Here is a 14,661-nt window from a genome sequence, read left to right on the forward strand (position 1 = left end):
ATTAAACTCAAGGTACGTCAGGAACCACTGATGATCCAGGAACTCCACAGAATGCTCCGAGCGGTTCGCTCGCGGATGCAGATCGTGCGGCAGCGATGGGCACTCGCGCTATGCTGGCTTCTGTGGGCTGCCGTAGCCGGTTTGCTGTGGGCCAATGTGTGGTATCTCGACTTTACCAGTCAGCAACTGGCCCTGGCGATTGCCGGTGCGGCGATGTTGACGGCCGTGGTGTGCCGGATTCTGGTACTGCGAAGCATACGCGACCCCCATTGGATTGCGCGACACATCGAAGCAAAACACCCGGAGCTTGGCGCCGGATTGCTGGCCGCGTTGGAGCAGGCCCCCTCGCCTCAGCTTCGCAAGCTGGGATACCTGCAATCGTCGGTGGTACGCGAAGCGGTCAGGCATGGCCGCAAACACAACTGGAACCGCGCTGTCTCGACCGCGCAGCTTGCATTCTCGCAGATCGCGCAGTTGGTCGCGTTTGCCGCGCTGGTAGCCGCCTGCACGATGCTGTTCCATCGAGGCGAAGCCGTCGCCCGGTCGAGCAGCCCGCCGACCGAGTTGCCGACACCGACCAAGCGGCTCGACTTCGACGTGCTGGTCCAGCCTGGCGAGACCGAGATCGAACGCGGGACGACACTGCTGGTCGTCGCCGAGTTCGGACGCGATGTGCCCTCCGAAGCAACGCTGCTGGTCGAACCGGCAGCGGCCACCGAAGGCGAAAGCATCGGCACTCGTCCCATGACCCGAAGCTTTGAGGACCCGAAGTTTGTCGGCCGCGTGGCATCGGTCGACAGCGACCTGGTTTACTCGGTGAAGTATGCCGGCCGCCAGACCGATCGATACCCCGTTACGGTGTTCGACTATCCCAAGCTGCAGCGGGCCGACGCCCAGCTTACGTATCCCGAGTACACGTCGCTCGAACCGAAGCACATCGACGATGTCCGCCACGTGACGGCCGTTGAAGGAACCGAACTGACGTTTCGCTGCCGCTTGAACAAAGAAGTGGCCCGCGCGTTGTTTGTCGACCGGAACGGCGAGGAGTTGCCGCTGGTTCGTACCGAGGACGAGGCGCCGGTGTACGCCGTGACGCTGACGCTCGACAAGTCCCGCCGATTCAAACTGCTGCTGACCGACGAGAAGGATCGGCAGAACAAGCTGCCTCCGGAGTTCGTGGTGAAAGTCACTCCGAACCGGCCAGCCGAACTCAAAATTGCCCTACCCGCCAAAGATGTCCGCGTCTCGCCGATCGAAGAGCTCACTATCTCGGGCGAGGCGTCCGACGATTTTGGGTTGCTCCGCGCCGGCATCAGCTATGCGATCGGCAGTAACCCGCCGCAAGAAGTGGTGCTGCAGGACAGCACCGCGGCCGAGGCCGTGGCCAAGCAAGCGGAAGTTGCCCACCTGGTTGCCTTCGAGGCCCTCGATGCCGAGCCCGATCAGCTGTTGTCGTACTACCTGTGGGCCGAAGACATCGGGCCGGACGGCCAGGTGCGGCAGACCATGAGCGACATGTATTTCGCCGAGGTGCGTCATTTCGAAGAGATCTTCCGCCAGGGCGACCAACCAACGCAGCAACAACAACGCGAGGCCCAGCAACAAAATCAACAACAGGGGCAAGGCACCTCGCAGCAGTCGGAGGAACTTGCCGAACTGCAAAAGCAGATCATTAACGCGACCTGGGCGCTCATTCGCCGCGAAACCGCCACGGAGCCCAGTGCGTCGTTTGCGGACGATGTCGGCGTGCTCGTCGAGTCGCAACAGCAGGCGCTCGGGCAACTGGATGAACTGACCGAGCAGCTTACCGATCAGGAGTCGCTCGCGCACGCCGCGGCTGCCAACGAACAGATGCAGGAGGCCCTGAAGCGGCTCGCCGAGGCGGACGGCACCGACGGACTGCGAACCGCCCTGTCGGCCGAGCAAGGCGCCTACCAGGCGTTGTTGAAGCTCCGCGCTCGCGAGTTCAACGTCGTGCAGGGGAACCCTCAGCAGCAACAGGGGGCCCAGTCGAGCAGTGCTTCGGGGCAAAACAGCCGTGCCCAGCAACAGCTCAATCAGCTCGAGCTATCGGCCGAAGAAAATCGCTACGAGACGCAAAGCCGCGCCCAAGATCAACGCGAGCAGGCTCAGGGCGGAAGCGAACAGGCGCAGCAGGTGCTGGACCGCCTTCGCGAACTGGCCCGCCGCCAGGAAGATCTGAATCAGCGGGTGCGACAATTGCAGTCGGAACTGCAAGCCGCCCAGTCCGAAGAGGAGCGGGAAGAGATTGAGCGAGAGCTCAAGCGGTTGCGGGAGCAGCAGCAGGAAATTCTGCGCGACACCGACCAACTGCAATCCGACATGAGCAACTCCGAAGCCTCGTCCGAGACCGAGGAAGCACAGCAGCAACTCGAACAGACCCGCGAACGGATTCAACAGGCGTCCGAAGCGCTCGAACAGGGCCGGATGTCGGACGCCGTGACCGAAGGCACTCGCGCCGAACGCGACCTGAACGAGCTGCGCGATGAGTTCCGCCGGCGGACGGCCGACGACTTTAGCGAAGAGATGCGCCAGCTCAGCGACTCCGCCCGTCAGCTCGACGAGCGGCAACGCGAGCTGACCGAGAACCTCTCGCAGCAACAGGAACAACAGAACCGCTCGCTCCGCGACGGCGGCGCGCGGCAGGAGGTCATGGATGGACTGGCCCAGCAGCGGCGCGAGTACGAAGACCTGATCGAGCGCATTCAAGAGACGGTCCGCGAAGCCGAGGAGCCCGAGCCGCTGCTCGCCCGGGAACTTTACGAAGCCGTGCAGCAGGCCAACGACGTACCCGTGCCCGAGGCGCTCGACGTCGCCGAGCAACTACTCGAGGTGGGCGTGGTGAGCGATGCCACCGAAACCATGCGGGCGGCTGGCAACAGTATCCGCCAGCTTCGCGAAGGAGTGGATAGCGCCGCCGAAAGCGTACTGGGCGACGACACCGAGGCGCTCCGCCGCGCCGAACGTGAACTGGAGGATTTGTCAGAGCAACTGAATCGCGAGATCCGCGAGGCCCGGGGTGAGGACGCCCCGTCCGATCAGCAACGCTCGGCTCAGCCCGGTGAAACACAAGGCGAGCCACCAGCGCAGGACGGCCAACAGCAGGGTCGCCAACCAGCGGAAGGCCAGCAATCGCAAGGCCAACAAACCTCCGAACAGCAGGGCCAGAATCGCGGTGGCCAACCTGGCGACCAACAACCACGCGACGACCAGCAACCGAACGAAGACCAACAACAGAGCGGAGGCCAACAACAAGGTGGAGGCCAACAGCAAGCGGGCGATCGACAGCCACAGGGCGAGCCCTCCGCCGGTCAACAGCCGCAACAGGGTGGCGAGCAATCGACCCAGCCAACTCCGGGTGACCAGCCATCCGACCAACAGCAGCCACAGGGCCCCGGCGGCCAGCCCAGCGGGCAGCAGCCGCCCAACAACCAGGACAACCAGCGCGGCGGTGGCGGCGGCTTGTTATCCGATTTGACCGATTGGCTCGACGCCTCGCGGGAAGATGCTGGTGGCCCGATCACGGGCGATAACTTCCGCGAGTGGAGTGACCGCATGCGCAACGTGGAGGATCTGTTGGAAGACCGGGATCTCCGTGCCGAGGTGGCCCGTATTCGCGACCGCGCCGAAGCCGCACGGGCCGACTACACACGGAATTCCAAGGAGCCGGACTGGGATCGCCTGATCGACGCGGTTGCCGAGCCGCTGGCCGAAATCCGCCAACGAGTGCGCGAAGAACGCCGCCGGCAGGAGTCGCCCGATTCGCTGGTTCCCATCGACCGCGACCCGGTACCGGTGGAGTATGCCGATACCGTCGAGAAGTACTATCAACGATTGGGGAGTGGCGAATGACCGAATGGGGTCTATGGGGCGCTCCCGAATGGGCTGGTCCAGCGCTCGCGTTGTTCGCGGTTGGCTTGGCAGCATTGCTGTGGAGCTACTGGCGTGCGCCAGCGTCGCGCGGCTGGAGTACGGTTGGGGCCGTACTGAAAGTCGTCGGACTGGCCGCCCTAGCGCTCTGTTTGGTCGAACCGCTCACCAGCGGCGTCCGCCCCCGCCCCGGCGCCAATATGTTCGCAGTGGCCGTCGACAACAGTCAGAGCATGCAGATCCGCGACACGCGGGGTGGCCAGACGCGGGGCGAGAAGCTGCAGCAGATGTTGCTGGCCGAAACACGTTGGCAGACGCAACTCGACCGGAACTTCGACTTGCGGAGGTTTGCGTTCGACCGCCGCATGCAGGACGTTAAGGATTTTGCCACCCTCGACTTCGCCGGCGAGGCCACCGGAATCGTTTCGGCGATCAGCGAGCTCGAACGGCGATTCCGTGGACTACCGATCGGCGGAGTGTTGCTGCTGACCGACGGCAACGCCACGGACATGAATTACGACCTGCTCGACTGGGCGGGAATTCCACCGATCTTCCCGGTGCTGATTGGTACGGACGACGTCCTGCCGGACGTAAGCGTCGAGCGGATCTCGGTGCGGCAGACCAACTTCGAGACGGCCCCCGTCACGATTCATGCCGACATTCGCTCGATCGGCGCCGGCGATCGAGAGGTCGAAGTCACCCTGTACGACGAAAAGTCGCAAGAGCTCGAGTCGCAAACCGTTCAGGTGCCTGCCGAGTCGGAAGTGGCCACCGCACGGTTTCAGGTTCGGCCTGAGCACGCCGGCGTCAACGTGTTTCGAGTCACCGCGGCGGGCGGCACGGAAGAAGCCGTCGAGGCCAACAACACGCGGGGCGTGGTGGTCGACAACGGCAAAGGACCCTTCCGGGTGCTCTACGTGTCGGGCCGACCAAACTGGGATTTCAAGTTCCTTCGCCGAGCCCTGGCCGACGACGACCAGTTGGAGCTGGTGGGGCTGATACGCATCGCCACCCGCGAACCCAAGTTTACTTTCCGCCGCCGAGGCGAAGGTTCGGGCAATCAACTCTTCGAGGGCTTCAACCGCGACGACGAAGACACCGCCGAACGCTACGACGAACCGGTGCTGACTCGACTCGGCACCGAAGATGAAGAAGAACTCCGCGACGGCTTTCCTCAGTCGGCGGACGAACTGTACAAGTACGACGCCATTGTGCTGGACGACGTGGAGGCCGAGTTCTTTTCGCAGGACCAGCTCGCCTTAATCGAGGGCTTTGTCAGTCGCCGTGGTGGTGGCCTGTTGATGGCCGGAGGCGTCGAATCGTTTGCCGAGGGGGGATATCGCCTCACGCCGGTTGGCGACTTGCTGCCGGTTTACCTGGATAGCGATCCAGCAGACCAGCTCGCTGCGAGCGACTCCGAACTTCGTCTGGTGCTGACACGCGAAGGTTGGCTGCAGGACTGGGTCCGCCTGCGTAAGAGCGAGAACGAGGAACAACAGCGGCTGGCCAGCATGCCCGACTTCCAGGCCATGAATGCGGTTGGCAATCTGAAGCCAGGCGCCATGGAGCTGGCGCAAGTGGCCAACCCCAGCGGAACGACCTACCCGGCACTCGTTGCTCAGCGGTTCGGCCGTGGCCGCTCCGCGGCGCTGTTGATCGCCGACAGTTGGCGGTGGGGGCTGCGGCGGGGCGAGGTGGCCAACGACGACCTCGAAAAGTCCTGGCGGCAGACCATCCGCTGGCTGGTGGCCGATGTTCCCCGTCGGGTGGAAGTCGAAACCCACGCAGCGGTCGACAGTCAGACAACCGCCAATGCCAGGACGCTGAAGATTCGCGTGCACGATGCCGAGTACTTGCCGCTGGAGAACGCCAGCTTGAAGATCACCGTGCGGGGGCCTGATAGCAAGCAGGTGGAGATCGCCGCCGAAGCGGACGACAGCGAAGCGGGGCTGTACGTGGCCCACCATCATTCGCGAACCCCCGGACCTCACCGGGTGCAGGTGACCGCCCTCGCGCCGGACGGCTCGCCCGTTGGCGAGTGCGAGACAGGTTGGGTGGCCGAACCACTGGCCGACGAGTTCCGCCAGTTACGGGTGAATCGTACGCTGCTCGACGAAATTGCCTCTCAGACCGGGGGCCAGGTGCTGGAGCTAGGTGAACTGAATACGTTCGTCTCTGGGCTCGATCGCCGCGAGATGCCCGTCACGGAAACGTGGATCAATCCGCTATGGCACCATCCGGCGTTCTTCACCTTCGCCATCGCGTGCCTGATTGGCGAATGGGGTCTGCGGCGATGGAAGGGACTGGCGTAGCATGAGACCGAAGACTCGACAATACGTGCTGGCCATCGCCACGGCGCTGCTCTGTTCGCAGGCGATGGGCCAGGAGGTTGCGCTTCCCAAGCAGGAGATGCTGCTGGTGATGGGGGCCCCGGGGCAGGCCGAGTACGGCGAGATGTTTCACCAGTGGGTCGACCAGTGGCGCACGGCCGCCGACACTGCTCAGGCCAACGCGAAAGTGATTGGCACCTCCGAGAGCGACAGCAGCGATCGCGAGCAAATTATCGCCGCGCTCCGCCGGCAGGCGGAGGTGGAATCCGACCTGTTTTGGCTCGTGCTCATCGGCCACGGCACCTACGATGGCAACACCGCAAAGTTCAACCTCCGCGGCGCCGACGTCACGGCCGAGGAACTCGCCGAATGGCTGGCCCCCATCAAGACGCCCATCGTTGTGATCAACTGCGCGTCCTCCAGCGGGCCGTTTCTCAATCAGTTGTCGGCCGAAGGTCGTATTGTGATCACGGCTACCAACAGTGGGTATGAACTCAACTTCGCCCGGTTTGGCCAGTACCTGGCCGGCGCCATCACCGATCCGCAGGCCGACCTCGATAAGGACGACCAGGTCTCGCTGTTGGAAGCCTATCTAACGGCCTGCCGCCGCGTGGCGGAGTTCTACGAAGAGGACGCCCGGCTTGCCACCGAACACGCCCTGCTGGACGACAACGGTGACGGGCTCGGCACGCCGGCCGGCTGGTTTCGAGGGCTGCGGGCAACGCAACAAGCAAAACAGGGCGCCGAACTCGACGGTGTTCGCGCCCATCAGGTGCATCTGGTTGCCAGCGATCGCGAAGCGCGGATGCCGCAGGAATCGCGCGAGCGACGCGACGCTCTGGAACTCGAACTCGAGGCACTCCGCCAGCAAAAGTCTTCCCTCGGCCAGGAGCAGTACTTCGAGCAGCTCGAGACACTGATGCTCGAACTGGCCCGGCTCTACCACACCGAAACGCCGGCCGCCAGCGAAGCGGAGCCCGCAACCAACCCAGCCGAATCGCCCGCTGAATCGGGCGGTTGATCGCCGTGGCGGAGGCAGGTTCTGGGATTGTCGAATTTGCCGCGGGGGGAGCTGCACCGCTGCAGGTTGGAAGGGGCCAAAAAGTGCTTCGGCGTGGTATGCTGAGGCAACCTAAGCGCCGGACCTAACTTGCCGCGATGATGTACACCGCGCGGAGTTTGACGTATGCGGAAAGTGTTTTTGACGACATGGCCGACGCAATTCTCCGGGCTCTCTGTCTCTCTCAGGTAAGCTGTACCGCAGGGATTTGTGTCCCACAGGTCGAGAAAGCTTCCAGGTGCTATTGCTGGCTAATCGTCGTCCGCGATCAGCAGGCGGCAGACGTTGACTCTCCCTTGTCAGCAACTATATCAACGCAGAGCCACTGCAGCTCATTGTTCGCTGCTCGCGTTGGTTCGATGACCTGGGGACTGTCGCAGGGTGGCTTCCAAGTACTGATTCAACTCGTCCAGGCGATTCTCGTCGTAGCCTGTTATCGACAGACCAATCCTTCCGTGCTGTAGTACACATGTGTGTGGTATTGTTCCATCCAACCCAAATTGGCTGTAGATGGTCCCACTTTCGTCAGACGCGAACGGCATAGTGTAGAGGTTTTCCTCTTTGAACTCGATAAGCGCACCAATCGGCTCCCCCAAACCGACGATCACCATCGAGAACCGAGGATCTTCCCTGTTCTCTTCCCAAATCTTTTGCAGGTGCGGCATCTCCAGCACACAAGGTCCGCACCATGTTGCGAAAAAGTTGACGAGCAGAACACGGTTGGCGCGAGGGTCATGTAGAATCTGCGATCCCTCCGTATCGGTTAACCTAAACGCACCAACGGAAGTGCCAATAGAGTGATCATGCGTCAAGAAATGATCTGGTCGACCTGACTTCAGTGCCAGAGAATAATGCCGAGCAACGTAGACATTCGCACAAACCAATCCTAGCAGGATAACCGAGTTCAATATGCCGACAGGGTATCGGCGATGAGCCGAGTGCGGCCGATGCACTTCTCGTCGACGTATTACGAAATACAGTCCTGCGGCGAGGAGCATTGTTACAAAAAGATGTATGACAATTACAATCCATTCGGGGCCGCGATAAAACATCCCCCAGTAAACATCCCAGAGGCGAATGTAAACCGGATCTCCGAAGCGGACCTGCTGGGCGACGACAACAGGGAGACCCGCAACAAACGCAATGATAAATGAGAGCAACATCTTAGATGGAGCGGACATTGCGCAGAGTCGCTGACTCTTTGTGCAGAGACCGGCACAAGTCGCACAGGCAATGATAACAAGAAGCAAATCGAAGCCGAGTCCGACGAGATAGTTCGCTCCGTAGCTGGGCTCACGATTGAGCTCCAGAATCAATCCCAATGTGAACCAGCAAAGTAGAACAAGCATCAAATACAGAAATGTGCGCATGCAGGGAACCCTGAATTGCAACCATTCGACGAACGCCATATTCGTTACAGAAAAAGTGAGCCCTCGTACAACCTGCTTCGTCACAAGAACGGTGACAGCCCCCCCTCCATTGTAGCAGTTCTGCACATCTCTGGTGCCGCAGCAATGCGCGAGTTGTACATTACCCCAGCAACCTGAAACGGATGCCCTCAGCGCCCTAACCTGACTCGCTGATGCCCCTTCGGGCCCCTTCTCAACAGACCTCGGTGCAGCTCACCTCGGCAACTTTGGAGTCATCAAAACCTGCCTCGGCCACCTCGTCCGATTCAGCTTGCCATGTCAAAAGGATATCGCTGCCAAAGCATGACACGCTGAGGGCAACTTTCACCCTAGCCGCGGAGCGGCGACAGCGCATAGCCTGGGGCGTCAGTCCGCGGAAGCATTAGGCGAAGTCCCGAATGACGATCGGGTGCTGCGCAGACTCCGCCTGTGGAACAGCGCCAGTACGGTGCATGCAGCGGCTGCCAATGTCGCAGTCGCAGGTTCTGGAACGGAACTCAACTTTGCTAAGTAGGCGTCATAGTACCCTGAACTAGAGCCGCTCAACGCTCGAGTCGTGCTGCCTCCGATATAGATATTGCCAGATCCATCGACCGCGATGCTATTTCCGTAGTCTGAGCCTGACGTCCCGAATTGTTTGCTCCAGGAAATCGCACCAGCGGCATCGAACTTTGTCACGTAGATGTCTTCGACACCTCGATTTTCAGCGGCGAGATCGCCGCGTGTGCTTCCTATTACGAGCAACCCGCCGGCCGGATCTACCGCTAGATCCGAAGTACTATCAGATGCTACCGGGGTGCCGGTTGACCCCCACCGAAAGTGGGACTGATAGTTGCCGGCAGTGTCGTACGTGGCGAGAAAGGCATCCCAGCCCCCGAATTGGAGCTGTTCATCGCCGATGATATATAGAGTGTCGTCAACAACGGCAATATCTGAGCTCCCGACGTAGTGCCCCGCGGGGTTGATTTCTCTCGTCCAGACGAGTGCGCCTGTTGGGTCGTACTTGACCACCAGCGAATCGATGTCCGTGATTGGGTATCCGGTGTTCGAGTTACCTGTCACGTAGACGTTACCATCCGCGTCTGCCGCGATGCCTTCGCCGAAGTCGGTACCGCTTGTCCCGTATTGTCGGCTCCAGAGGTGGTTGCCGTCGGTGTCGAACTTGGCGACGAAAGCGTCACCCTCTCCGGCGTTCACTCCGTCGACTACGCCCTCCGTCAGGCCCGATACGAAGGCATTTCCCTGGCCATCGACACACACATCGAATCCGAAGTCTACGGACGAGCTACCAAACCGCTGAGACCAGTATCGCGATCCACTGGAGTTGTACTTCGAAAGGAACGCATCCCACGTCGTACCGTTACCATAGACGGAGCCAGCAACGTACAGGTCGCCTGCATCGTCTACTTCGATGCTGATTGGTCGCTCGAAAGACGATTGGCCCAAGGGTTCCGACCAGAGCAACGTGCCGGCAGAATTGTACTTGCGAAGGAAGATGCTGTCGTTCTCGCTCGTGGCGTCGACACTCCCGCTTGTATAGTAGGCCAAATAGACGTCGCCAAAACCATCGACCGCCACCGCATGCGCACTCTCGGCACCTGAGGAGCCAAACTGATCGATCCACTGGATGGTTGGCGCGGCCTCGAATGCAAATGCCGTGCTGGCGACCGACAGTAATACCGAGCTGCATGAGAGTGTGATCGCTCGCATTAGCGTACCTGGCAAGGTTGGAGAAGACAGATGTGCTGGTCTGCTGGTTCGCACCAATGTTGAAACAGGTAATCTCACTATGACCTTCTTATGGGCAGTATAGGTGTGTCCAACAGTGGACGCAAACATATCTCTCTTGACAGCCCGCAGCCGGCCGTGTTGAGACGAATGTCGCACGGTCCTGCGAAGCTCGTGTACTAGCTCGAGAAGCCGGGATAATCACTCGATGCTTACCGCAACTAACCGCCGTCCCGATTCTGCCGGGGGCGGAGCTGCACCGCTGCAGGTTGGAAGGGGCCAAAAAGTGCTTCGGCGTGTCACACTTGGGCACCCTAAATGCCGGCCGTTAGCTTGCTGAGGCGATGTACACCGCGCGGAGTTAGCAGGTGACCACCTGCCCCCTCGACCGGACCGCGAGGAGGTTGCACACCTGCGGGAGGTGTCCTTGATGAAGAGGCACCTCTGCGAGTTCCGGGGACGCGCAACTCGCTGGTGTTGGTCCAGCCGACTGTAGGTTGAAGCGCAATGAGCCGCAGGCGGTCAATCAAACTTCTGCACGCTACCAACCTAAACCCATCTCAGCCAATTCGCGCTTCAACATTTTGAGGCTTAGTAGGATGATAGCTGGCGATCCCTCGTCGGTCGCCACCAGTTCGTCTCCGTTGGCGGTGAACGCTATTTGGTGCGACAGCACTGGTTGTGACGTGACCTGGGGCCAAGCCAGCCAATTGAACAATTCTTGCTTCGCGGCAACGTCCCACAGGAGAACCTTCCCATCTCGCTGCGATATGGCGAGATAACGCCCATCTGGGCTGAACACGACGGCATTGGCGGTGGAGTTCCCTGCGACCCGCCAGTATTCGACTCCTGTCTGAGTATCCCACAGCACTGCTTCCCACGGTTGGTCGTCGGCACCTAAAGCATTGACGATGCCAGCGGATCCCATCGCGTGTCCGGAGAATGGCAAGATCGGACCAGCGGTGCCGAGTTCCAGTACCCAGCGATTTTCGGGGCTAATTTCGATTCGTGTGCTTATTGACCAGGCGTTGGAAAACGACGGGAATTGTGAGAGCAGTTCCCCCGAGGGGAGTTTCCGCACGGCAATGGAGCGCGGATGTGTTTCGAAAGTCTCGTCGTGCGAAACTACCAATTGCCCATCTCGACTCACGCGTACCGAAGCACCTAACATCCGCTTCTCTCGACTCCAAACGCTTTCGCCACTAAGTAGATTAATGACTTCGGGGACGTAAGCTTTCTGCCCCCCGACTAGCATTGCTCCATCTGAAAGAAATCCAACGGAGTAGAATAGCTCATTGTATTCCTTCAGTTCGATGCGACGCGGCTTTCTATCGCCATCGAGGTTCCAAAGAAGAATTTCCCTCAAACCAAATCGCAGTAATTGTTCGCCTCCAGGAACGAAAGTCAGCCACGTTGTGGGAGATGCAGAGCTCGGATTCTCAAGTTCCGTCAGACGACGACCGGAGCCCAACTCAAACAGGCCGACCTTCGACACTCCCGCAAATTCAACGGCTACCTCCTTGGATTCTGGCGACAGGGCGAATCGAGTAATTGTCGCCTCGCCCGATCGCGTTTCCAGCGTGCGCCTCTTGAGTACGTTTGCGTCTGAAAGCTGCCAGAGTTTCGCTTTGCCAGGCCCGGCCGTGATTAATTGCTTGCTGTCGGCAGTCCACTGGATTGTTTGCAGCATGGCGCCGTGATTCAGCGGAAAGTGTTCGCCTGTTTCCAGTGAGAGGACGTCGATGGAACCGGTAAGTTGCCCGATGGCGACTCGCCGTCCATCGTCCGACAGATCGAGCAACTTTGGCAGTTTCGCAAGAGAGGTTGAATATCGAGCGATCTCTTTCCCATCTTGAATATCCCATAGGAGAAGTGAGCCTTGGCGGATCTGGCTGGGATTATCCTTCCCAGCAGAGCCCTCCTGCTTGCGATCAAAGCCATGAACTACGAGGGTTGTTCCATCAGACGAGAAATCGATACCACCGTCTAGTCGAAGCGGTAGACCTAGTTTCTTCTGCTCTTTGCCATCGAGTAAGCTCCAGAGAATTACCTCCTGTGCTTCCGATGCCCAGGCGAGCAATTTACCGTGGGGGCCGAAGGCAGTACTTGCCACCGGCATTTGTTTAACCTCTCCAATTATCTTTCCCTCTACCTGAGTTCCGTCGTCGAGATCCCACAGCACTAATTTTGCATTAAGTATTCCCGAGCCAACCAGCAACCACCGACCGTCTGGACTAAACGTCATGTCCCTACCACTTGCCGTCGCCTTTTCGGGCATGCTGAGCGTTCGTTCGACTTTGTGATTTGTGGTGTCGATCAACTTTATGGTGTGGCCATCCGTCTGAAATGCAGCCAATCGCTTGCCATCCGGCCCTACAGCCAACGCAATGCCCAAGACTTTCTTGGCCGCCTCACCGCTCTCGTCGTAGATTCGCTGAGTCGATTGCACGTCGACGACTCGCATACCGCCGCTCATCGCGGCGGGATCAATCCACAGGCTTCCCAGAAATATTCCATTCGGACTCACACCGTGGGTCATGCCATCCCATTGGTGGGTGACGTGCCCGTCCGCCTTCAGCAATGCAGCAACCGCCTCGCTCCGCAGTTCAGGTTGCGTAGGAAGCACTGCTTCAGATGAATTAGCTTCAAGCATGGCTTGAATACTCGAACGGCTCCGCAACTCTTCTGCTCGATTCAATAGATCAAGAGCTTGAAACCGGGCCCCTGGCTCACCCAGTAGCCGAACTGCCCTGGCTTGCTCGTATTCACTTCGAGCGAGTTGATCGAGCGCCTGCTCTTTGTTAGACGTCGCAGTGGCTTCTGCTAGTTCGGCGCGGACACGATCTTCTTCCGCTTCGGTTCGCGCTTGCTGTTCGCGGTCGAGACTTTGCTTCGCATCTTGCTCAGCCAGCCGTGCACGCGTCTCGGATCGCTTTGCAACCTGTGCCTGATAAGTGCTGACAAGCCCAAATCCAAGGAGAAGTAGAGCGAGCAGCGCCGCCGTGGTGACTGCCGGCTTGTTTCTGCTTACAAACTTGCGCATCCGATAGCTCGCACTGGGCGCGGCGGCGAGCACGGGCTCCTGGTGGAGATGCCGCTCAATGTCGGCCGCCAGATCGTTGGCGCTTTCGTAGCGACGACTTCGGTCTTTTTCGAGAGCCTTCATGACGATCCAATCGAGATCGCCCCGGACTAGTTGTGCAAGCCGAACTGGTTCCGTTTGTCGAACGGCCGAGATTGTTGCCAGCGCGTCACCCGTTTCACTCAGTCGAGTGCTCGGTTTGGGCGGCTCCGTCTCGCGAATCGTGCGCAGCATTTCCACCAAGCCCGCCTCACGGAACTGGTTTTGGGTGATCGGCGTCGTTCCGGTCAACAGTTCATACAACAAAACTCCCAGTGAATAGATGTCGCTCCGCGTGTCGATGTCCAGCTGGTTCATCTCAGCCTGTTCGGGACTCATGTACTCGAATGTGCCGATGACCTGCCCTAATTCGGTGAACATCGTCCGCTCGGTCAGTCGCTGCTGTGTCGCTTTGGCGATGCCGAAGTCGATGACTTTTGGAACGGGGCAACCATCGTACAGGGCCACCAAGACGTTCGATGGCTTGATGTCGCGGTGGATGACGCCTTTCTGATGCGCGTGCTGGATGGCGCGGCAGACCGGCAGAAACAAGTCCAGCCGCTGTCTTGGAGTTAACTTGTTGTCGTCACAATACTTGGTGATGGGCACGCCCTTCACCAGTTCCATCACAAAGTAAGGCAGGCCGGCCTCCGTGGTCCCTGCATCCAGTACTCTGGCAATGTTTTGGTGGTCCATCAGCGCTAAGGCCTGACGTTCAGCCTCGAAGCGGGCAATCACCTGCCGGCTATCCATGCCGGGCTTGATGATCTTTAGTGCGACTTTTCGCTCGACTGGCTCGGTTTGTTGCGCCATGTAAACGACGCCAAATCCCCCTTCGCCGATTTCTTGCAAGAGCTTGTACCTGCCAACAACGGTGCCTGACCGTTCCGACATCTTGGGCAGGTCGATGGTTGGGGCATCGCCCTGCGATGCATCGCCTGCAATGGGCCCGTCGAAAAAGCTGTCAGGGTCGTCATAGGCCTTGAGCAGCGCGTCAACGCGGCCACGCAACTCCGAGTCGTCGCCGCATGCGGCATGGACCAACTCTGAACGCTCGTCAGGGGATCCCAGCTCAATCGCCCTAAGAAAGATCGATCTGGCTGCTGATAGGTCGCTCATAAC

General features: G+C 59.8%; 6 protein-coding genes. 3 read left to right on the forward strand and 3 right to left on the reverse strand.

Annotated features, from left to right (window positions below):
- Positions 1 to 30: 30 nt before the first annotated feature.
- From NG895_RS04620 to NG895_RS04630, 3 genes are read left to right on the forward strand one after another with little or no spacing between them, the layout of a single operon-like run.
- Positions 31 to 3,873, forward strand: coding sequence for a coiled-coil domain-containing protein (locus NG895_RS04620; protein ID WP_252851280.1), 3,843 nt, complete (start codon positions 31 to 33; stop codon positions 3,871 to 3,873).
- The gene (locus tag NG895_RS04625; RefSeq protein WP_252851281.1) at positions 3,870 to 6,203 is read left to right on the forward strand and encodes a glutamine amidotransferase; all 2,334 of its coding nucleotides are present in this window, start codon (positions 3,870 to 3,872) and stop codon (positions 6,201 to 6,203) included. Before NG895_RS04620 ends, NG895_RS04625 begins: the two co-directional genes overlap by 4 nt.
- Before the next feature lies 1 nt (position 6,204).
- Positions 6,205 to 7,242 (forward strand): hypothetical protein, encoded by a 1,038-nt coding sequence (locus NG895_RS04630; RefSeq protein WP_252851282.1) that lies wholly within the window; start codon positions 6,205 to 6,207, stop codon positions 7,240 to 7,242.
- A 371-nt stretch (positions 7,243 to 7,613) separates the two neighbouring features.
- Here the strand turns inward: NG895_RS04630 and NG895_RS04635 are convergent, their stop codons facing one another.
- From NG895_RS04635 to NG895_RS04645, 3 genes are all read right to left on the reverse strand, one after another.
- Positions 7,614 to 8,690, reverse strand: a complete 1,077-nt coding sequence (locus NG895_RS04635; RefSeq protein ID WP_252851283.1) for a TlpA family protein disulfide reductase — start codon at positions 8,688 to 8,690, stop codon at positions 7,614 to 7,616.
- Positions 8,691 to 9,056: 366 nt separating this feature from the next.
- On the reverse strand, positions 9,057 to 10,400 hold the full coding sequence (locus tag NG895_RS04640; RefSeq protein WP_252851284.1) for an SBBP repeat-containing protein: 1,344 nt from the start codon (positions 10,398 to 10,400) through the stop codon (positions 9,057 to 9,059).
- Between the two features lie 559 nt (positions 10,401 to 10,959).
- Positions 10,960 to 14,658, reverse strand: coding sequence for a WD40 repeat domain-containing serine/threonine-protein kinase (locus NG895_RS04645; protein WP_252851285.1), 3,699 nt, complete (start codon positions 14,656 to 14,658; stop codon positions 10,960 to 10,962).
- Between the last annotated feature and the right edge of the window lie 3 nt (positions 14,659 to 14,661).

Source organism: Aeoliella straminimaris (genome assembly GCF_024054565.1).
GTDB lineage: Bacteria > Planctomycetota > Planctomycetia > Pirellulales > Lacipirellulaceae > Aeoliella > Aeoliella straminimaris.

Coding starts and splice junctions, on each gene's coding strand:
- NG895_RS04630 (WP_252851282.1), top strand. CDS start 6,205: ATGAGACCGAAGACTCGACAATACGTGCTGGCCATCGCCACGGCGCTG.
- NG895_RS04640 (WP_252851284.1), bottom strand. CDS start 10,400: ATGCGAGCGATCACACTCTCATGCAGCTCGGTATTACTGTCGGTCGCC.
- NG895_RS04620 (WP_252851280.1), top strand. CDS start 31: ATGATCCAGGAACTCCACAGAATGCTCCGAGCGGTTCGCTCGCGGATG.
- NG895_RS04625 (WP_252851281.1), top strand. CDS start 3,870: ATGACCGAATGGGGTCTATGGGGCGCTCCCGAATGGGCTGGTCCAGCG.
- NG895_RS04645 (WP_252851285.1), bottom strand. CDS start 14,658: ATGAGCGACCTATCAGCAGCCAGATCGATCTTTCTTAGGGCGATTGAG.
- NG895_RS04635 (WP_252851283.1), bottom strand. CDS start 8,690: ATGGCGTTCGTCGAATGGTTGCAATTCAGGGTTCCCTGCATGCGCACA.